This window comes from Metapseudomonas otitidis, from assembly GCF_900111835.1.
Classification (GTDB): domain Bacteria; phylum Pseudomonadota; class Gammaproteobacteria; order Pseudomonadales; family Pseudomonadaceae; genus Metapseudomonas; species Metapseudomonas otitidis.
This window is the reverse complement of record NZ_FOJP01000013.1, coordinates 103,363-121,631: the sequence shown is the minus strand read 5'-3', so window position 1 is coordinate 121,631 and position 18,269 is coordinate 103,363. Positions and strand designations below refer to the sequence as shown.

The window sequence follows — 18,269 nt, the reverse complement described above, 5'->3', positions numbered from 1 at the left end:
GTTTGCAGTAGGCGATACAACTAGAAAGGAAGGAGAGGGGAAAATGTTCGAACTCGTAGATAACGTTCCGCAAACAGCGGTCATCAAGGTTATCGGCGTCGGTGGTGGCGGTGGCAACGCCGTGAACCACATGGCCAAGACCAACATCGAAGGCGTGGAATTCATCTGCGCCAACACCGATGCGCAGGCGCTGAAGAACATCGGTGCGCGCACCGTTCTGCAACTCGGCCCGGGCGTCACCAAGGGTCTGGGTGCGGGTGCCAATCCGGAAGTCGGTCGTCAGGCCGCGCTGGAAGACCGCGACCGCATCGCCGAAGTCCTGCAGGGCACCGACATGGTCTTCATCACCACTGGCATGGGTGGCGGTACCGGTACCGGTGCAGCGCCGATCATCGCCGAGGTGGCCAAGGACCTGGGCATCCTGACCGTGGCCGTGGTCACCCGTCCGTTCCCGTTCGAAGGTCGCAAGCGCATGCAGATCGCCGATGAAGGCATCCGCGCGCTGGCCGAGAACGTCGACTCGCTGATCACCATCCCCAACGAGAAGCTGCTGACCATCCTGGGCAAGGATGCGAGCCTGCTGTCGGCCTTCTCCAAGGCAGACGATGTGCTGGCCGGCGCCGTACGTGGCATCTCCGATATCATCAAGCGTCCGGGCATGATCAACGTCGACTTTGCCGACGTGAAGACCGTCATGAGCGAAATGGGCATGGCGATGATGGGCACCGGCTGCGCCAGCGGTCCGAATCGCGCTCGCGAGGCCACCGAGGCGGCCATCCGTAACCCGCTGCTGGATGATGTCAACCTGCAGGGCGCCCGCGGCATCCTGGTCAACATCACCGCCGGTCCGGACCTGTCCCTGGGTGAGTACTCCGACGTGGGCAGCATCATCGAGCAGTTCGCTTCCGAGAACGCCACCGTCAAGGTGGGCACCGTGATCGATCCGGACATGCGCGACGAACTGCACGTCACTGTGGTTGCCACTGGCCTGGGCGCGCGCCTGGAGAAGCCGGTCAAGGTTGTGGACAACACCGTCCAGGCCGCTGCGGCCGTGGCTGCCCCGGCTGCTCCCCAGCGTGCAGAGCAACCGTCGGTCAACTACCGCGACCTGGACCGTCCGACCGTGATGCGCAACCAGTCCCATGGCAACACCGCAGCCGCGGCGAAGCTGAACCCGCAGGATGACCTGGATTACCTGGACATCCCCGCGTTCCTGCGCCGTCAGGCCGATTGATGGAGTCAATCAGCGCTATGTCTGTGATTGGTGTTCAGCAAAGGCCGGTTCTGCTATTATCCCCGGCCATTGTTGAAAACAGTTCGCAACTAGCGCGAAAGCGGCCACAGCCATGATCAAACAACGCACTCTCAAGAACGTCATCCGTGCCACGGGTGTCGGGCTGCACTCCGGGGAAAAGGTCTACCTGACCCTCAAGCCCGCTCCCGTGGACACCGGCATCGTGTTCTGCCGTACCGACCTGGACCCGATGGTCCAGATTGCCGCCTATGCCGAAAATGTTGGCGAGACGACCATGTCCACCAATCTTTTCAACGGCGACGTCAAGGTCGGCACGGTTGAACACCTGCTCTCGGCCATGGCCGGCCTGGGTATCGACAACGCCTACGTCGAACTGTCCGCCGCCGAAGTGCCGATCATGGATGGCAGCGCCGGTCCGTTCGTCTTCCTGATCCAGTCCGCTGGCCTGGAAGAGCAGGACGCACCCAAGCGTTTCATCCGTATCAAGCGTGAAGTGAGTGTGCAGGATGGCGACAAGCGCGCCACCTTCGTTCCCTTCGATGGCTTCAAGGTCACTTTCGAGATCGACTTCGACCACCCGGTGGTCAACGGTCGCACCCAGAAAGCGTCGGTGGACTTCTCCAGCACCACCTTCGTCAAGGAAGTCAGCCGTGCGCGTACCTTCGGTTTCGTGCGCGACCTGGAGTTCCTGCGGTCCCACAACCTGGCACTCGGCGGCAGCGTCGACAACGCCATCGTGGTGGACGAGGACAGCGTGCTGAACGAAGACGGCCTCCGTTACGAGGACGAGTTCGTCAAGCACAAGATCCTCGACGCCATCGGCGACCTGTACCTGCTCGGCAACAGCCTGATCGGCGAGTTCCGTGGCTACAAGTCGGGCCATGCGCTCAACAATCGCCTGCTGCGCGCATTGATCGCCGACAAGGATGCCTGGGAAGTGGTGACCTTCGAGGATGCCAGTACCGCACCGATCTCCTACATGCGCCCGGTAGCGGCCGTGTAAGCAACAATACCTTTCCTTTCTTTCGAGGCCACCCGATGGGTGGCCTCTTTTTTTCCGGATTATTGTCGCCTGGGTAGGAAAGGGTCAGTCCGTCGGACGAGCTCTGGAGGCCAGGCGTTCGAGTGCGGCGCGCAGTCGCGGGTCGCTGATGCCTTCGGCCGTGGATTGCAGACTTTCCGCCGCGTAGGCGGACAACGCAGCGCCCTGAGAGGGGGTGCGCCCAGCGCTTCTGGAAGGTTGCACCTTGAAGATGATTTTCGTTAAGTTCGCGAACTCTTCGAGTGCCTGCAGCTGACGTTGCAGGCGCCGCTGCTGATAACGCAGGCGAGTCGCCCAGTGACCGTCGCTGATGATCAGCAGCAGGCAGCCGTCCCGCCACGATGCCACCCGGCAGTGCTCGCGGGCCGCCGGTTGCAGCTGGCCTTCCAGAACGCGTTGCAGATGGTCGATGCGCTGGGCCTGGTCGAACAGGGCCCTCAGGGGCTTCTCCTCCTTCAGCAAGGCGACGGGGGAACGGGCCGTCAAGGGACGAAAAGACATGGCAGGACGCCTGAAGAATACAGAGCGGGCATGGTAGCAGAAGGCTGCACCAGCGACCCGCCGGATCACATGGGGAAGTCATGCACATCATTTTTCTGAGTCGCGACCGCGGTGCGGCGCGGTCGCTCAGCCTGGACGTTCGCTGGCTGCTGTTGGGCGGCCTGCTGAGCCTCGGGCTGGTGCTCGGCACCGGCGTTGCCCTGGGCTCGTGGATGAACGCGAGCGAGTCGGTATCCGCTGATCCTCGCCTGGCCGATGCGCTCGATGCCCAGCGCAGCGAGATGACCCAGGCCCGCGAGGATGCCCAGCGACAGCTGGATGCCTTCGCCGCCCATATCGCCGAACTCCAGGCCCGCCTCACACGGCTCGATGCCCTGGGCGAGCGTGTCGCCGAGCTGGCCGAACTGGATGCCAGCGAATTCGATTTTTCCCTGGGTGTCGGACAGGGCGGGCCGGAGGATGCACTCGACGCACCGGCCTACCAGCCGCCGCCGTTCATGGAGGTGCTCGACCGGCTCGGTGAGCGGCTGCACAGCCGCGAGCAGCAGTTGGAAGTGCTTGAGCAACTGCTGGGTGAGCGCCGCCTCAACGACGCCACCAGCCCGGCTGGCCGGCCTGTCCGCCAGGGCTACGTGTCCTCCCCATTCGGTGTACGCAGTGACCCGCTGACGGGTCGGCTCAGCCACCACAAGGGTGTCGACTTCGCCGCCAAGGCCGGCAGCGATGTGCTGGCAGTCGGTGCCGGTGTGGTGACCTGGTCGGGCCGCAAGAGCGGCTACGGCAACCTGGTCGAGATCAGCCATGCCGACGGGTACCGGACCCTCTACGCGCATAACCAGCGCAACCTCGTCGAGGTGGGGGATCTGGTGCAGCGTGGACAGGCCATCGCCAAGGTCGGCAGCAGTGGCCGATCCACCGGCGCACACGTGCATTTCGAGGTCACCCGGGATGGCGAAGTCGTCAATCCGACCCTCTATATAGCGCGTTCCACCGACGCGGAATAACGCCGCTTTTCTCCAGAACGAATCCGAGTAGAATGCCCCCTTCGCATGCAGCCATGAAGGCTGCAAGGGCGACTTCGGGAGCGCCCCCCATCCATATATGTGGAAGATCCTTTCGATATGTTTGCGCCTTTGTTGAAGAAACTCTTTGGAAGCAAGAACGAGCGCGAAGTGAAGCGCATGACCAAGGCTGTCCAGGCAATCAACGCCCTGGAAGAGCAGATGGTCGCGCTGAGCGACGAGCAGCTCAGAGCCAAGACCGAAGAGTTCAAGGCCCGGGTGGCCAAGGGCGAAACCCTGGACCAGATCCTTCCCGAAGCATTTGCTGTCGTTCGTGAAGCGGGCAAGCGTGTGATGGGCATGCGCCACTTCGACGTCCAGCTCATCGGCGGCATGACCCTCCACGAAGGCAAGATCGCCGAGATGCGCACCGGCGAGGGCAAGACCCTGGTGGGCACCCTGCCGGTCTACCTCAATGCCATGTCCCGCAAGGGCGTGCACGTGGTGACGGTGAACGACTACCTCGCTCGCCGCGACGCCAACTGGATGCGTCCGCTGTACGAATTCCTCGGCCTCACCGTCGGCATCGTCATGCCCTTCCAGCCGCCGGAAGAGAAGCGCGCCGCCTACGCCGCCGACATCACCTACGGCACCAACAACGAATTCGGCTTCGACTACCTGCGCGACAACATGGCGTTCAGCCTGGAAGACAAGTTCCAGCGCGAACTGAACTTCGCCGTGATCGACGAAGTAGACTCCATCCTCATCGACGAAGCACGTACCCCGCTGATCATCTCCGGCCAGGCTGAGGACAGCTCCCGCCTGTATCAGCAGATCAACACCCTGATCCCGCGCCTGAAGCAGCACGTCGAGCCCGAAGAAGGCAACGTCGTCCAGGAAGGCCACTACACCGTCGACGAGAAGACCCGCCAGGTCGAACTCAACGAACAGGGCCACCAGTACATCGAGGAACTGCTCACCCAGGCCGGCCTGCTGGCCGAGGGCGAGAGCCTCTACTCCGCGCACAACCTGGGCCTGCTGACCCACGTCTATGCCGGCCTGCGCGCCCACACCCTGTTCCACCGCAACGTCGAGTACATCGTCCAGGACGGCCAGATCCTGCTGATCGACGAGCACACCGGCCGTACTATGCCCGGCCGTCGCCTGTCCGAGGGCCTGCACCAGGCCATCGAGGCGAAGGAAAACCTGCAGATCCAGGCCGAGAGCCAGACCCTGGCCTCCACCACCTTCCAGAACTACTTCCGCCTCTACAACAAGCTGGCCGGCATGACCGGTACGGCCGACACCGAGGCGTTCGAGTTCCACAGCATCTACGGCCTCGAAGTGGTGGTCATCCCCACCCACCGCCCGATCGCCCGCAAGGACTTCAACGACCTGGTCTACCTGACCCAGGAAGAGAAGTACGCCGCCATCATCACCGATATCAAGGAATGCCAGGCCACCGGCCGGCCGATCCTGGTGGGTACCGCCTCCATCGACAGCTCCGAGTACGTCTCGCAACTGCTGACCAAGGCTGGCATTGAGCACAAGGTGCTGAACGCCAAGTACCACGAGCGTGAGGCCGAGATCATCGCCCAGGCCGGCCGCCCCGGCGCCGTCACCATCGCCACCAACATGGCCGGTCGTGGTACCGACATCCTGCTGGGCGGTAACTGGGAGGTCGAAGTCGCCGCCCTGGAGAACCCCACCGAAGAGCAGGTCGCCCAGATCAAGGCCGAGTGGCAGAAGCGCCACCAGCAAGTGATCGAGGCCGGCGGCCTCCACGTGATCGCCTCCGAGCGCCACGAATCCCGCCGTATCGACAACCAGCTGCGTGGCCGTGCCGGTCGCCAGGGTGACCCGGGTTCCAGCCGTTTCTACCTGTCCCTGGAAGACAACCTGATGCGCATCTTCGCCTCCGACCGGGTGAAGAACTTCATGAAGGCGCTGGGCATGCAACAGGGCGAGGCCATCGAACACCGCATGGTCACCAACGCCATCGAGAAGGCGCAGCGCAAGGTCGAAGGCCGCAACTTCGACATCCGCAAGCAACTGCTCGAATACGACGACGTGGCCAACGAGCAGCGCAAGGTGATCTACCACATGCGCAACAGCCTGCTGGCGGCCGAGGACATCGGCGACACCATCGCCGAGTTCCGCCAGGACGTGCTGGGCCGCACCATCGACGCCCACATCCCGCCGCAATCGTTGCCGGAACAGTGGGACGTGGCCGGTCTGGAAGCGGCGCTCTACAGCGACTTCGGCATCAAGCTGCCGGTCCAGCAGTGGCTCGACGAAGACGACAAGCTGTTCGAAGACACCCTGCGCGAGAAGATCCTCGAGCAACTGGTGGCTGCCTACAACGAGAAGGAAGAGCTGGCCGGCGCCGAGGCCCTGCGCTCCTTCGAGAAGCAGATGCTGCTGCGCGTGCTGGACGACCTGTGGAAGGACCACCTGTCCACCATGGATCACCTGCGCCACGGCATCCACCTGCGCGGCTATGCCCAGAAGAACCCGAAGCAGGAATACAAGCGCGAGTCCTTTGCCCTGTTCCAGGAGCTGATGGACTCCATCCGCCGCGACACCATCCGCGTCCTCTCCCACGTCCAGGTCCGCCGCGAAGACCCGGCCGAGGAAGAAGCCCGCCTGCGCCGCGAGGCCGAGGAACTGGCCAAGCGCATGCAGTTCCAGCACGCCGAAGCCCCGGGCCTCGACGAGCCTGAAGAGGCGATGGAGGAGGGCGATGTCGCCACCGCTGCCGCCGTGGCGCCGGTTCGCGCCGAGCCCAAGATCGGCCGCAACGAGCCCTGCCCCTGCGGTTCCGGCAAGAAGTACAAGCACTGCCACGGCCAGATCAGCTGACCTGCCCGGCATGACGACAGCGCCGCGACCGGCTTGAGCCGCTCGCGGCGTTTTTACACTGACCCCCTGAACAGCGGCACCCCGCCGCCTGTCCACCTCACGACAAGGAGCGCTTCCATGGCTGTTGGTCTCGGCCCTCTGCCCACCCTCCATCCGGTTCCCGGTTTCGAACTCGGCATCGCCTCTGCCGGCATCAAGCGACCCGGGCGAAAGGATGTGGTGGTGATGCGATGCGCGGAAGGCTCCACTGTCGCCGGTGTGTTCACCCTCAACGCTTTCTGCGCCGCGCCGGTGATCCTGGCTCGCAAGCGCGTTCTCGGCCCGGTGCGCTACCTGCTCACCAACACCGGCAACGCCAACGCCGGCACCGGTGAGCCCGGCCTGGCTGCTGCAGCGCGTACCTGCGCCCGCCTCGCCGAACTGGCCAGCGTGGATGAAAGCGCCGTGCTGCCGTTCTCCACCGGCGTGATCGGCGAGCCACTGCCGGTCGAGAAGATCGAAGCCGTGCTGGGCGATGCCCTGGCGGACCTCTCCGAGAACAACTGGGCGGCGGCTGCCACCGGCATCATGACCACCGACACCCTGCCCAAGGGCGCCAGCCGCCAGTTCGTGCACGACGGCGTCACCGTCACCGTCACCGGCATCAGCAAGGGCGCCGGGATGATCAAGCCCAACATGGCCACCATGCTCGGCTACATCGCCACCGACGCGAAGGTCGCCCAGGGCGTCCTGCAGGACCTGCTGCGCGATGCCGCCAACAAGTCCTTCAACCGCATCACCATCGACGGTGACACCTCCACCAACGACTGCTGCATGCTGGTCGCGACCGGCCGCGCCGCACTGCCGGAGATCACCCAGGCCTCCGGCGAGCTGTTCGCCGCCCTGAAGCAGGCGGTGTTCGAAGTGTGCATGGAAGTGGCCCAGGCCATCGTCCGCGACGGCGAAGGCGCCACCAAGTTCGTCACCGTGCAGGTCAACGGCGGTGGCACCCACCAGGAGTGCCTGGATGTGGCCTACGCCGTGGCCCACTCCCCGCTGATCAAGACCGCCCTGTTCGCCTCCGACCCCAACTGGGGCCGCATCCTGGCTGCGGTCGGCCGTGCCGGCGTGCCGAACCTGGACGTGAGCAAGATCGACGTGTTCCTCGGTGACGTCTGCATCGCCAGCAAAGGCGGCCGCGCGTCGACCTACACCGAAGCCCAGGGCGCCGAGGTGATGGCCCGCGAGGAAATCGGTATCCGCATCGAGCTGGGCCGTGGCAACTGCAACGAGACCATCTGGACCACCGACCTGTCCCACGAGTACGTGAAGATCAACGCCGAATACCGTACCTGACAGCCCGGCATTCCCATCGCTCATGCCCCCATGAGCGATGGGAATTGCCAGGCCTCGGCGGCCCCTCTAGGGTGCGTGTTCGGCCCCTGGAGCAGCCCCTGAGGAGAACGTCATGCCCCTGAACCTGGTGATCGGCAACAAGAACTATTCGTCGTGGTCCCTTCGCGCCTGGCTCGCCATCGAGCTGACCGGCGCCGCCTATGACGAGACCCTCATCCCCCTCTTCCAGCCCGACAGCCGCCAGCGCCTGCTGACCCACTCCCCCACGGGCAAGGTGCCGGTCCTGCTGACCGAGGCCGATGGCGCCATCTGGGATTCCCTGTCCATCGGCGAATACCTCGCCGAGCGTTTCCCCGAGGCGGGCCTCTGGCCCCGCGATGTCGCCGCGCGAGCCCTTGCCCGGTCGGTATGCGCCGAGATGCACAGCGGTTTCATGGCCCTGCGCAGCCACATGCCGATGGACATGGCGCGTCGCCAGGCCCTGGACACGGTGCCGGCGGAGGTAGAGGCGGACATCCAGCGGGTCGTGGCGTTGTGGGCAGAGTGCCGTCGCCGCTTCGGCCAGGGCGGGCCCTACCTGTTCGGCCAGCCGAGCCTGGCGGACGCCTTTTTCGCACCGGTGGCGAGCCGGTTGCGCAGTTATGCGGTGGCGCTGCCGGACGAGGCCGCCGCCTATGTCGAAACCCTCTACCAGTGGCCTGCCTTCCAGCGTTGGTACCAGGCGGCCCTGGAGGAAGCGGAGAGCAGTGAATGAAGCGAGTACACGTAGCGGCAGCCGTGATCCGTGGCGCCGATGGCCGGGTGCTGATTGCCAAGCGCCCGGAGGAGAAGCACCAGGGCGGCCTGTGGGAGTTCCCCGGCGGCAAGGTCGAAGATGGGGAGGCCGTTGAGGCCGCCCTGGCACGTGAGCTGGAGGAAGAGCTGGGCATCCGTGTCGAAGCCGCCCGCCCGCTGATCCAGATCCACCACGACTACCCGGACAAGCAGGTGCTGCTGGATGTCTGGGAGGTCACCGCCTTCTCCGGCGAGCCTCATGGCGCCGAAGGCCAGCCCCTGGCCTGGGTGGAGTCCCGCGACCTGCCCGACTACGCCTTTCCCGCCGCCAACCAGCCGATCATCGCTGCCGCACGGCTGCCGGACCGCTACCTGATCACCCCGGATGGTCTGGAGCCGGCGGAATTGCTGGCAGGCGTGCGGCGCGCCGTGGCCGAGGGTGTTCAGCTCATCCAGCTGCGTGCGCCGAACATGTTCGACCCGCAGTACCGCGACTTGGCGGTGGACATCCAGGGGCTCTGCGCGCGCAAGGCCCAGTTGATGCTCAAGGGACCGCTGGAGTGGCTCGGTGACTTCCCGGCGGCGGGTTGGCACCTGACCGCCGAGCAACTGCGCAAGTACGCCGCCAAGGGACGCCCGTTCCCCGAAGCGCGCTGGCTGGCCGCGTCCTGCCACAGCGAAGAGGAACTGGAGCTGGCGACCCGGATGGGGGTGGACTTCGTCACCCTGTCGCCCGTACAGCCCACCCAGACCCACCCGGATGCGCAGCCCCTGGGCTGGGAGGCCGCGCAATCGATGATCCGCCGCTTCAACAAGCCGGTGTACCTGCTTGGCGGCGTCGGTCCCGATGACCGTGAGCGGGCATGGAAAGCCGGCGCCCAGGGCGTGGCGGGCATCCGTGCCTTCTGGCCCTGCCAAGGCTGAAGAGGGGCAGGGTGGGTGCCATTCTTTGCGCCCACCCATGGATGGCATGACCGTGTCTGCCGATTGATCGCGGGTTCGCGAGCAGAGCTCGCTCCTACGGGGCTTTGAGCCAGATGGCGTCCCAGAGCGGGTAATCGGCAAGCCGGCTGACTAGGCCAGCCCGTAATGGGTTGGCCACGACATAGCGAGCCAGGTCGATCACATCTTCTTCTGCGCGCAGCGCATGGTCGTGATAACCCTTCTGCCAAGCCCGCCCGTGCGTTCCAAGGTGTTGATTGACTGCCTTGGCACTTCGGGACTTGAAACGTCGCATCAGGCTTTCCAGCGAGTCGTGCTCCAGTTGCACCAGCCAGTGCAGGTGATCCGGCATCAGTACCCAGCAAAGCGTCTGAGCCAGTCCGCTGGACTGAGTTTCGCGCAGTTGCTCGACTACTTTTCGCCCGGCATAGACGTTGTCGAAAAGTAGCTGTCGTTCGTGAGTGACTGTCGTCAGCAGGTAGATCCGGCCCGTTTCGGACACGCGTCCACGACGCAGGGCGCTGCTTTGATAACGCTGCACATCGAATTCCCTCTCCTGGCGGCAAGGTTCGTTCTACTGCGTAGGAGCGAGCTCTGCTCGCGAAGCCGTGGTTTCAGGCCTTTGCCGCTGCCTGCCACAGCACTTCGCCGATCCCCTGTCGCCGGGCGATCAGGCGGGCGGCGACGAAGAGCAGGTCGGAGAGGCGGTTGAGGTAGGCGAGCAATTCCCCACGCAGGGGCTCCTCGGCGTTGAGGGCCTGGGCACGGCGTTCGGCGGTGCGGGCGGCGGAGCGGCAGACGTGGGCCTGGGCCACCAGGCGCGAGCCGCCGGGCAGGATGAAGTTCTCCAGGGGGCCGAGCTCCTCGTTCCAGCGGTCGATGGCCACTTCCAGCCGCTCCACTTCGCTGGCGCGCAGCGACTGGTACTCGGGCATCGAGAGTTCACCACCCAGGTCGAACAGGCGGTGCTGGCAGGGCGCGAGCACTTCGATCACCTCGGCCAGTCCGGGCCAGTCGGCCTGGCGCTCAGCCATCTCGGCCAGCAGCAGCCCGATCTGGCTGTTGAGGCTGTCCACCTCGCCGATGGCTTCGATGCGGGGGTGGTTCTTGGAGACGCGACGGTTGCCGGAGAGGCCGGTCTGCCCCTGGTCGCCGGTGCGGGTGTAGATCTTCGAAAGGCGGTTTCCCATGTCAGGCTCCTGGGGCGCTGGCATTCAACGGTAGGCGCAGGGTGAAGCAGGTGCCCTGTCCGGGCTTGGACTGCACTTCCATCTGGCCTTTGTGGTTGTTGGTGATGATGAAGTAGGAGACGGAGAGCCCGAGCCCGGTGCCCTGGCCCACCTCCTTGGTGGTGAAGAAGGGTTCGAAGATGCGCTTGCGCACGTTCTCGGGGATGCCCACGCCGTTGTCCTCCACCTGGATTTCCGCCCAGGGCGGCGCCAGGCGGGTGCGCAGGGCGATATGGCCTTCCTGTTCATCCTCGCGCTGGTGGATGGCCTGGGCGGCGTTCTTCAGCAGGTTGAGCAGCACCTGTTCCAGTTCGTTGGCGGTGCCGGGCACCGGGCCCAGCTTCGGGTCGAACTCGCGGGTGATGCGCATGCCCTTGAAGTCGAAGCCCTCGGTGAGGTCGAAGTCGTTGCTGGCGATCTCCACGGCCTGGTCCAGCAACTGGGGCAGTTGGCAGGGCTCCATCTGACGGTTGCTGCGGCGGCTGAACGCCAGCATGTGGGTGACGATCTTGGCCGCGCGGCTGCCGGCCTGGTGGATGCCGTCCAGCAGCTTGGGCACCTCGCGTGCTTCCAGGTACTGGTTGACGGCCTCCAGGCGTATGCCGGTGGCCTCGGCCTGCTCGCGGTTCTTCTCCAGCTCGGGGGAGAGGCGGCGGCGGATGTTCTGCACGTTGTGCAGGATGGCGCCGAGGGGGTTGTTGATCTCGTGGGCCATGCCGGCCGCCAGGCCGCCGACGGAGAGCATCTTCTCCGACTGCACCATCAGCTCTTCCATGGAGAGGCGCTGGGTGATGTCGTCGATGCGGATCACCACGCCACGCCCGGTGCCGCCCATCAGCGGGTAGAAGGTCAGCGCGTAGTGGTGCACCTCTTCCCCCATCAGCCAACTGACCCGCTCGACCTTCTCCACCCGGTGATACTCGGCAGTGCGCTTGATCTGCGGCAGGAAGGGCTTGAGCGAGGGGAAGGCGAGGAACACCGGCTGGTTGAGCGCGTCGTCCAGCGGGGTGCCGGAGAGGGCGGTGGCTTCCTGGTTCCATTGGGTGACGTAGAGCTGCTCGTCGAGGGCGATCAGCGCCGACGGCATCGAGTCGATGATGCTGTTGAGGTAGTTCTGGAACCCCGTCAGCTTCTTTTCGATCTTGCTGCGCACCTGCACTTCCAGCTCCAGCTTGCGGTTGGAGTGGCGTGTCTCCTCGGCCAGGGCCTGGGCCTGGTTGAAGGCCGCCTGGGACTCGTCCCGCGCGCGCTTGAGCTGCTGTTCGCGGGCTTCCATGCGGCTGAGCATGGTGTTGAAAGCGTCGGCCAGGCTGCCGATCTCGTCGCGGTGGCCGCGCTCGGCACGCAGGGAGTAGTTCTCCTCCCGGGTCACCTGGCGCGAGAGTTCTTCCAGTTCGTGGATCGGCCGGGTGATCAGGCGGCGGATCTGCCGGGCCACCAGCATCCACATCAGGACGCTGCAGGCGAGGATCGCCAGGCTGGCGCTGAGGGTGCCGGTATAGAAGGCGCCGGGCAGTTCGCTGGAGGCCACCAGCAGCAGGTGGCCGGGTGGGCCTGCCGGTTGCGGCAGCTCCACCACCTGGGTGGTGCGGAATTCATGCAGGCGCCAGCGCTTCAGGGCGTCGGCGTGCTGCGGGAGCTTCAGGCCGCTGCCGCTGATCCGTTCGGCCAGGCGCTGGCCCTGGCTGTCGTAGATCGCGGCGGCGCGCAGCGGTCCGTAGCCTTCCAGCTGGATGAGCAGATGCTCGGCGGCCTTCGCCGAGGACAAGGCTTCGCCAGCCAGTTGCGGGGTGGCGATGAGGCGGCCGAGGGTCTGCAGGGCCTGGGGCGCCATGCTCTCCTGGGAGATCCAGTAGGCGGCGCTGATGAAGGCCAGGTTGGCGATCAGCAGCACGGTGGCCAGCAGGACCAGCAGGGCGGCCAGCAGTTTGCGGCCGACGGACAGGTTCTCAAGGCGTTGGCGCAGGCTGTTCACGGGCAGGATCCAGGCAGGGCGCGGGGAAGGCGGCAGGTTAGCGCGGGGCTCAGTCCTGGGGCAATCCGTGGGCGGCCAGGTGCTGGCGCAGGGCGTCCAGCAGCTGTTCCAGGCGTGGCAGCGACACGCCCAGGCGCCGTGCCTCGGCAGTGGCGTGGCCGATCAGGTAGCGGATCTCGGTGCGCTGGCCGCGCGCCACGTCCTGGTACATGGAGGAGTAGTTGGCGGCGGTGGCGTCGATCACCCGCCACACCTCCTGGCGCAGGTCGTGTGCGGCGTCGGTCTGGCCGCAGGCCTGGAGCAGCCGGGCGAGCTCGTCGCACAGGCCGTTGACCGCCTCCGGCTCGGCGGACAGTTCGCCGTTGCGGCAATGGTGCAGCACCGTCAGCGGGTTGATCGCGCAGTTGAGCGCCAGCTTGCGCCAGAGCCGGGTTTCGATGTCGGCGGTCCAGCCGTGGGGGATGCCGGCTGCCTCCAGTTCGCCCAGCCAGGCCGGCGGGGCGGAGGCGAGTGGGTCGCCCAGCCAGGTGAAGCCCTGCCCTGCGAACACCACGCGGAAGTCCGCCTCGCGGAAGGCACCTTCGGTGCTGGAGGCGAGGATGCAGCGGGCCTGGGGCAGGCTGTCCGCCACGGCCTGCTGGCTACCGAGGCCGTTCTGCAGCAGCACCACCTCGGCACCGGGGGCCAGCCGTGCACGGACGCTGGCCACGGCGGCTTCGGCGTCATAGGCCTTGCAGGCGACTAGCAGGCGCTGGATCGGGTCGGGGGCGCTGGCGAGTTCGGCTGGCAGGGCGCAAGTCCGGGCCTGGCCCTGGGTCACCAGGGTCAGCCCGCCCGCCTGGCGGTAGGCGGCCAGGCGGGCTTCGTCACGCAGCAGCAGGCGCACGTCCAGGCCCGCCTGGGCGAGGCGGCAGGCCCACAGTGTGCCGAGGCTGCCGCTGCCGAGGATGTACCAGGTCATGCGCTGGGCAGGCGTACCGCGCTGACCCTGCCGCTGGCGTAGGAGTCCGGCAGGAGACGCTCGGCCCGTTCGAGCAGGGCCTCGACCTCCACCGGCAGGGCCTTGGCGTCCAGGCCCACCAGGCTGATGCCGGCCTTGAGGGTGATGAAGCCTTCGCTGGTCTTGAAGGCCTTGAGGTTCAGGCTTTCATGCAGGCGCTTGAAGCTGCTGGGGGAGCACTCGTGCAGGTCGCCCAGCAGGGTGATCAGGCCGAAATGGTTGTCGTCCAGCCGGGTCAGCACGTCCAGCGGGCGGACCAGCTGCTGCAGCCGGCGGGAAACGCCCTGCAGCAGTTCGTTGTAGAACGCCGGGCCGTACTGGTTGCGCAGCTGCGGCGCGTCCTGCAGGCCGATCAGCAGGTAGCACAGGGCGCCGCCACGGGACTCCACCTGGCGCAGGCTGTCGGCCAGCTTCTGCCGCAGGTAGCGGGGGTTGCCGAGGCCGGTGAGGGAGTCCACCAGGTTGCGCTGCTCCAGGCTGGCGATGTTCTGGGTCATCAGCCGGTTCTCGTGGAGCAGGCGCTGCAGGGTGTTGCACAGGCGGTCGGCGGCGTAGACGCGCGGCACCAGTTGCTCGTTCATCGAGGACTTGCTGATGAAGTCGTCCACGCCGCGGTCGAAGGCCTCGCCCAGCACGTTCTCGCCTTCCTTGCCGGTCAGCAGGATGACGTAGGTGTAGTGGTCGATCATCTCGTCGAGCTGGCGCACCCGCGCGGTGAGTTCCAGGCCGTCGATCTCGGGCATCAGCCAGTCCGCCAACAGCACGTTCGCCGGTCGCTCTTCCAGCAGGCGCAGGGCCTCGCCCGCACTGTTGGCGAAGCGGACGTCCTGATAGCCAGCCTGGCTCAGCGCCCGGCCGATCATCGCACTGGAGAACTTGGCGTCATCCACCACCAGGATGCTGAGGTGAGGGTTGGGCATGGCAGGCTCGCAAGAAAGGCAGAAGAGGGGAGGTTGATGGCTTGGTGATATCAGTGCCTATTTCAGCAGGTTTTCATGCCGACGGTTAGCGCTGAATGTGTCGCTGCCACGCATTCCCGCAAAAAAGGGAATCCTGATCGTTATAATGGGCGCCCATTCTCACCCGTCAAGCCAGGCGCATTCCTTACGTGATGTGGGTCGCGCCGTCTATCTGGAGGAAACCCATGCCATCGTTCGACGTGGTGTCCGAGCTGGACAAGCACGAACTCACCAACGCCCTCGACAACGCCACCAAGGAGCTGGAGCGCCGCTTCGACCTGCGCGGCAAGTGCAGCGTGGAGTGCAAGGACAAGTCCGTCACCATCACCGCCGAGGCCGATTTCATGCTGGAGCAGGTGCTGGACATCCTGCGTAGCTGCCTGATCAAGCGGAAACTCGACATCCAGTGCATGGAGCTCAAGGACCCGTACCCGTCCGGCAAGGTGGTCAAGCAGGAAGTGAACTTCCGCGAGGGCATCGACAAGGAGCTGGCGAAGAAGATCGTCGCCCTGATCAAGGACAAGAAGCTCAAGGTCCAGGCCGCCATCCAGGGCGAGCAGGTGCGTGTCACCGGCAAGAAGCGCGACGACCTGCAGGAAGCCATCGCCCTGCTGCGTGGCGAATCCCTCGGCATGCCGCTGCAGTACACCAACTTCCGCGACTGACCCGGTTGAACCTTCGCGGTCTCCCCGCGTCGCACATAGGCCCGCTTGCCGCCCTGCTGGCCAGGGCGGCTGCGGTTTTCTCGAGTCGATAGAAGGAGGTCCGCATGGACATGAACCTCGACAACCTGGTCAGGCAGTCCGAAGCCTGGCTCCCCGTCATTCTCGAATACAGCGGCAAGGTCACCCTCGCCCTGGTGACGCTGCTGGTCGGCTGGTGGCTGATCAACCTGCTCACCAACCGGGTCAGTGCCCTGCTGTCGATGCGCCGGGTCGACCTGACCCTGCACCGCTTCATTTCCAACCTGGCCAACATCGCCCTCAAGGTGCTGCTACTGGTCAGCGTCGCCTCGATGATCGGCATCGAGACCACCTCCTTCATCGCCGCCATCGGCGCAGCCGGCCTGGCCATCGGCCTGGCGCTGCAGGGTAGCCTGGCGAACTTCGCCGGCGGGGTGCTGATCCTGTTCTTCCGGCCGTTCAAGGTGGGCGACTTCATCGAGGCCCAGGGCATCTCCGGGACGGTCGACAGCATCCAGATCTTCCACACCGTGCTGCGCACCGGCGACAACCGCACGGTGATCGTGCCCAACGGCGCGCTGTCCAACGGCATCATCACCAACACCTCCAGCCAGCCCACCCGGCAGGTGATGTACGAGGTGAAGGTCGACTACGCCAGCGACCTGGGCAAGGCGCGCGAGGCCCTGCTGGCCCTGGCGGACGATCCCCGTGTGTTGCCTGATCCGGCACCCGTAGTGGTGGTGGCTGCGCTGACGGATACGGCTATCAACCTGTCCCTGCGTCTGTGGACGGCTGCAGGCGACTACGGTGCGGTGATCTTCATGCTCAACGAGCAGGTGCGTGACCGCTTGCGCGCAGCCGGCGTGGAACTGGCCCAGCCGCCCAGGCTGGTGCAGGTCCAGCCGGGCTAGGCCCGGATGATGGAAAAGGCCGGCGTGATGCCGGCCTTTTTCATGGGCGTTCGGAGGAGGGGGGCGGTGCCGGCTCCTCGGCCTTGGGGTCGGCGGGCTGCACGGATTTGCGCGATTCGCGGCTCCACTGGATGGCGATCAGCACCAGGGTCGGGATGCCGAGGATGGCAGTGAGCTGGAAGAACTGGTGATAGCCCAGGCTCTCCACCATCACCCCGGAATAGCCGCCGATCAGGCGTGGCAGCAGCATCATCAGCGAACTGAGCAGCGCGTACTGGGTCGCCGAGAACTTCAGGTTGGTCAGGCTCGACAGGTAGGCCACGAAGGCCGAGGTGGCGAGCCCGGCGCTGAAGTTGTCGCAGGAGATGGTGAGGATCAGCATCTGCAAATGCGCGCCCATGTCGCTGAGCACCACGAACATCAGGTTGGTGGCCGCCGACGCGGCACCGCCGATGAACAGGATGGGCAGGATGCCGAAGCGCACGATCAGCACCCCGCCGGCGCCGGCGCCCAGCAGCGTCATCACCAGGCCGAAGACCTTGCTGACGCTGGCGATCTGGTCCTTGGTGAAGCCCTGGTCGATGTAGAAGACGTTGGCCATCACCCCCATCACCGTGTCCGACATCCGGTAGGTGGCGATCAGCCCCAGCAGCAGCAGGGCCTGCCAGCGGTAGCGCTGGACGAACTCGCTGATGGGGGTCACCACCGGCGCCATCAGCAGGCGCCCCGGTGCGGAGAAGCAGGCCAGGGTGATCAGCACGAACAGCGTGCCCCGGGGCCAGGCGCCCGAGGCGTAGGCCTTGATGGCCGCCGCCGTGGTCACCAGGATCACGATCAGCACGATCATCGACACGGCCTGGTGCACGAAATCGAAGTTGGGAATCACCTTTCCCCGCGCTGCCGCCAGCAGTTGCCGGCGTTGCTGGCTGAGCAGGTCGCGCACCGGGGCGATCTGGCGGCGCCCCCAGGGCGACAGGCACGCCACCAGGAACAGGAAGTACAGCAGGGCCCGTGGCCAGGCGCGGTCGAGCATGCCGGTGATCATCGCCGGCAGGGAAATCAGCATCACCAGCAGGATCAGCACCGAGGCGAGCTGGTCCTTGAGGCGGAAGCGCGAGGTGCTGGTCTGCACCTGGGCGTCGATGTGGGGTTCTCGCATCCACAGGCTGGTGATCAGCCCCGGCAGCATCAGCAGCGCGAACACCAGGTAGGTGCTGGCCCAGGCGCCGTATTCATAAGCACCGGCGGTGGAGCCGAACCCCTCGGCGAAATACAGGGCGCCCGCCGTGGCGAGCAGGGCCGAGACCCGGTAGCCCAGCATGTAGCTGGCGGCCAGGGCGGCCTGGCGGCTGTCATCGGCGATTTCCAGGCGGTAGGCATCCACCGCGATGTCCTGGGTGGCCGAGGCGAAGGCCACCACCACCGCGAGGCCGATCAGCCAGGTCAGGTGTGCCTTTGGGTCGGCGAGGGCCATGCCGATCAGGCCGAGTGCAACCAGCGCCTGGGACAGCACCAGCCAGGAACGGCGACGGCCGAGGCGGCCCAGCAGCGGCAGGCGGAACTGGTCCAGCAGCGGCGACCAGATCCATTTGAAGGCGTAGGCCAGGCCAATGAGGCTGGCGAAGCCGATGGTCTCGCGGGCGACGCCGGCCTCGCGCAACCAGACGGAGAGGGTGGAGAACACCAGCATGTACGGCAAGCCTGCCGCAAAGCCCAGCAGGAGCAGGGCCAGGGTGGCCGGGCTGGCATAGGCGGCCAGGGCGGCGCGCCAGGTTCGGTGGGACATCAGGCGTGAGATCC

Annotated in this window: 15 protein-coding genes and 1 pseudogene; 9 read left to right on the top strand and 7 right to left on the bottom strand. The window is 65.8% G+C overall.

All coding sequences use genetic code 11. From position 1 onward, the window contains the following. The first annotated feature begins 43 nt into the window (after positions 1-43). Complete coding sequence (ftsZ, locus tag BM198_RS17935; RefSeq protein ID WP_044409541.1) at positions 44-1,234, top strand: cell division protein FtsZ; 1,191 nt, start codon at positions 44-46, stop codon at positions 1,232-1,234. 112 nt (positions 1,235-1,346) lie between these two features. After that, complete coding sequence (gene lpxC, locus BM198_RS17930; protein WP_044409538.1) at positions 1,347-2,258, top strand: UDP-3-O-acyl-N-acetylglucosamine deacetylase; 912 nt, start codon at positions 1,347-1,349, stop codon at positions 2,256-2,258. 84 nt (positions 2,259-2,342) lie between these two features. Here lpxC and BM198_RS17925 read toward each other — a convergent pair whose 3' ends face one another. Further along, positions 2,343-2,798, bottom strand: coding sequence for a DciA family protein (locus BM198_RS17925; protein ID WP_074971595.1), 456 nt, complete (start codon positions 2,796-2,798; stop codon positions 2,343-2,345). 80 nt (positions 2,799-2,878) lie between these two features. Here BM198_RS17925 and BM198_RS17920 point away from each other — a divergent pair, with 80 nt between their 5' ends. From BM198_RS17920 to BM198_RS17900, 5 genes are all read left to right on the top strand, one after another. After that, positions 2,879-3,802, top strand: a complete 924-nt coding sequence (locus BM198_RS17920; RefSeq protein WP_074971594.1) for a M23 family metallopeptidase — start codon at positions 2,879-2,881, stop codon at positions 3,800-3,802. Positions 3,803-3,919: 117 nt separating this feature from the next. Beyond that, positions 3,920-6,661 carry a preprotein translocase subunit SecA gene (gene secA / locus BM198_RS17915; protein WP_074971593.1) on the top strand — a complete coding sequence of 914 codons (2,742 nt, stop codon included), beginning with the start codon at positions 3,920-3,922 and terminating at the stop codon, positions 6,659-6,661. Between the two features lie 117 nt (positions 6,662-6,778). Further along, a complete protein-coding gene (argJ, locus tag BM198_RS17910) occupies positions 6,779-7,996 on the top strand; it encodes a bifunctional glutamate N-acetyltransferase/amino-acid acetyltransferase ArgJ (protein ID WP_074971592.1) in 1,218 nt (405 codons plus the stop codon). Between the two features lie 112 nt (positions 7,997-8,108). Continuing rightward, the gene (locus BM198_RS17905; protein ID WP_074971591.1) at positions 8,109-8,750 is read left to right on the top strand and encodes a glutathione S-transferase family protein; all 642 of its coding nucleotides are present in this window, start codon (positions 8,109-8,111) and stop codon (positions 8,748-8,750) included. Further along, positions 8,747-9,694: a Nudix family hydrolase gene (locus BM198_RS17900; protein WP_074971590.1), complete on the top strand. Its 948-nt coding sequence runs from the start codon at positions 8,747-8,749 to the stop codon at positions 9,692-9,694. Before BM198_RS17905 ends, BM198_RS17900 begins: the two co-directional genes overlap by 4 nt. A 94-nt stretch (positions 9,695-9,788) precedes the next feature. Here BM198_RS17900 and BM198_RS17895 read toward each other — a convergent pair whose 3' ends face one another. The 5 genes and pseudogenes from BM198_RS17895 to BM198_RS17875 form a co-directional block, all read right to left on the bottom strand. After that, a complete protein-coding gene (locus BM198_RS17895) occupies positions 9,789-10,253 on the bottom strand; it encodes an REP-associated tyrosine transposase (RefSeq protein ID WP_074971589.1) in 465 nt (154 codons plus the stop codon). Positions 10,254-10,326: 73 nt separating this feature from the next. Next, positions 10,327-10,902, bottom strand: a complete 576-nt coding sequence (locus BM198_RS17890) for a cob(I)yrinic acid a,c-diamide adenosyltransferase (RefSeq protein WP_074971588.1) — start codon at positions 10,900-10,902, stop codon at positions 10,327-10,329. A 1-nt stretch (position 10,903) separates the two neighbouring features. Beyond that, complete coding sequence (locus BM198_RS17885) at positions 10,904-12,916, bottom strand: sensor histidine kinase (protein WP_074971587.1); 2,013 nt, start codon at positions 12,914-12,916, stop codon at positions 10,904-10,906. Positions 12,917-12,965: 49 nt separating this feature from the next. Next, on the bottom strand, positions 12,966-13,877 hold the full coding sequence (locus tag BM198_RS17880) for a putative 2-dehydropantoate 2-reductase (protein ID WP_074971586.1): 912 nt from the start codon (positions 13,875-13,877) through the stop codon (positions 12,966-12,968). Then, a pseudogene (locus tag BM198_RS17875) lies at positions 13,874-14,845 on the bottom strand (response regulator); the annotation flags it as partial. The pseudogene BM198_RS17875 and the gene BM198_RS17880, both read right to left, overlap by 4 nt. 215 nt (positions 14,846-15,060) lie before the next feature. Between BM198_RS17875 and BM198_RS17870 the strand changes: the two are divergent. Both BM198_RS17870 and BM198_RS17865 read left to right on the top strand, forming a co-directional pair. Beyond that, positions 15,061-15,540 (top strand): YajQ family cyclic di-GMP-binding protein, encoded by a 480-nt coding sequence (locus BM198_RS17870; RefSeq protein WP_044409504.1) that lies wholly within the window; start codon positions 15,061-15,063, stop codon positions 15,538-15,540. A gap of 104 nt (positions 15,541-15,644) precedes the next feature. Next, the gene (locus BM198_RS17865) at positions 15,645-16,469 is read left to right on the top strand and encodes a mechanosensitive ion channel family protein (RefSeq protein ID WP_074971585.1); all 825 of its coding nucleotides are present in this window, start codon (positions 15,645-15,647) and stop codon (positions 16,467-16,469) included. Positions 16,470-16,509: 40 nt separating this feature from the next. On the opposite strand, the gene BM198_RS17860 is transcribed toward BM198_RS17865, so the two are convergent. Then, positions 16,510-18,255, bottom strand: a complete 1,746-nt coding sequence (locus tag BM198_RS17860; RefSeq protein ID WP_074971584.1) for an AmpG family muropeptide MFS transporter — start codon at positions 18,253-18,255, stop codon at positions 16,510-16,512. Between the last annotated feature and the right edge of the window lie 14 nt (positions 18,256-18,269).

Bases quoted from the DNA above. Each gene is read 5' to 3' on its own strand.
- BM198_RS17900 (WP_074971590.1), top strand. From the start codon at position 8,747: ATGAAGCGAGTACACGTAGCGGCAGCCGTGATCCGTGGCGCCGATGGC.
- BM198_RS17880 (WP_074971586.1), bottom strand. From the start codon at position 13,877: ATGACCTGGTACATCCTCGGCAGCGGCAGCCTCGGCACACTGTGGGCC.
- BM198_RS17865 (WP_074971585.1), top strand. From the start codon at position 15,645: ATGGACATGAACCTCGACAACCTGGTCAGGCAGTCCGAAGCCTGGCTC.
- secA (WP_074971593.1), top strand. From the start codon at position 3,920: ATGTTTGCGCCTTTGTTGAAGAAACTCTTTGGAAGCAAGAACGAGCGC.
- BM198_RS17890 (WP_074971588.1), bottom strand. From the start codon at position 10,902: ATGGGAAACCGCCTTTCGAAGATCTACACCCGCACCGGCGACCAGGGG.
- BM198_RS17920 (WP_074971594.1), top strand. From the start codon at position 2,879: ATGCACATCATTTTTCTGAGTCGCGACCGCGGTGCGGCGCGGTCGCTC.
- ftsZ (WP_044409541.1), top strand. From the start codon at position 44: ATGTTCGAACTCGTAGATAACGTTCCGCAAACAGCGGTCATCAAGGTT.
- BM198_RS17860 (WP_074971584.1), bottom strand. From the start codon at position 18,255: ATGTCCCACCGAACCTGGCGCGCCGCCCTGGCCGCCTATGCCAGCCCG.
- BM198_RS17905 (WP_074971591.1), top strand. From the start codon at position 8,109: ATGCCCCTGAACCTGGTGATCGGCAACAAGAACTATTCGTCGTGGTCC.
- lpxC (WP_044409538.1), top strand. From the start codon at position 1,347: ATGATCAAACAACGCACTCTCAAGAACGTCATCCGTGCCACGGGTGTC.
- BM198_RS17925 (WP_074971595.1), bottom strand. From the start codon at position 2,798: ATGTCTTTTCGTCCCTTGACGGCCCGTTCCCCCGTCGCCTTGCTGAAG.
- argJ (WP_074971592.1), top strand. From the start codon at position 6,779: ATGGCTGTTGGTCTCGGCCCTCTGCCCACCCTCCATCCGGTTCCCGGT.
- BM198_RS17870 (WP_044409504.1), top strand. From the start codon at position 15,061: ATGCCATCGTTCGACGTGGTGTCCGAGCTGGACAAGCACGAACTCACC.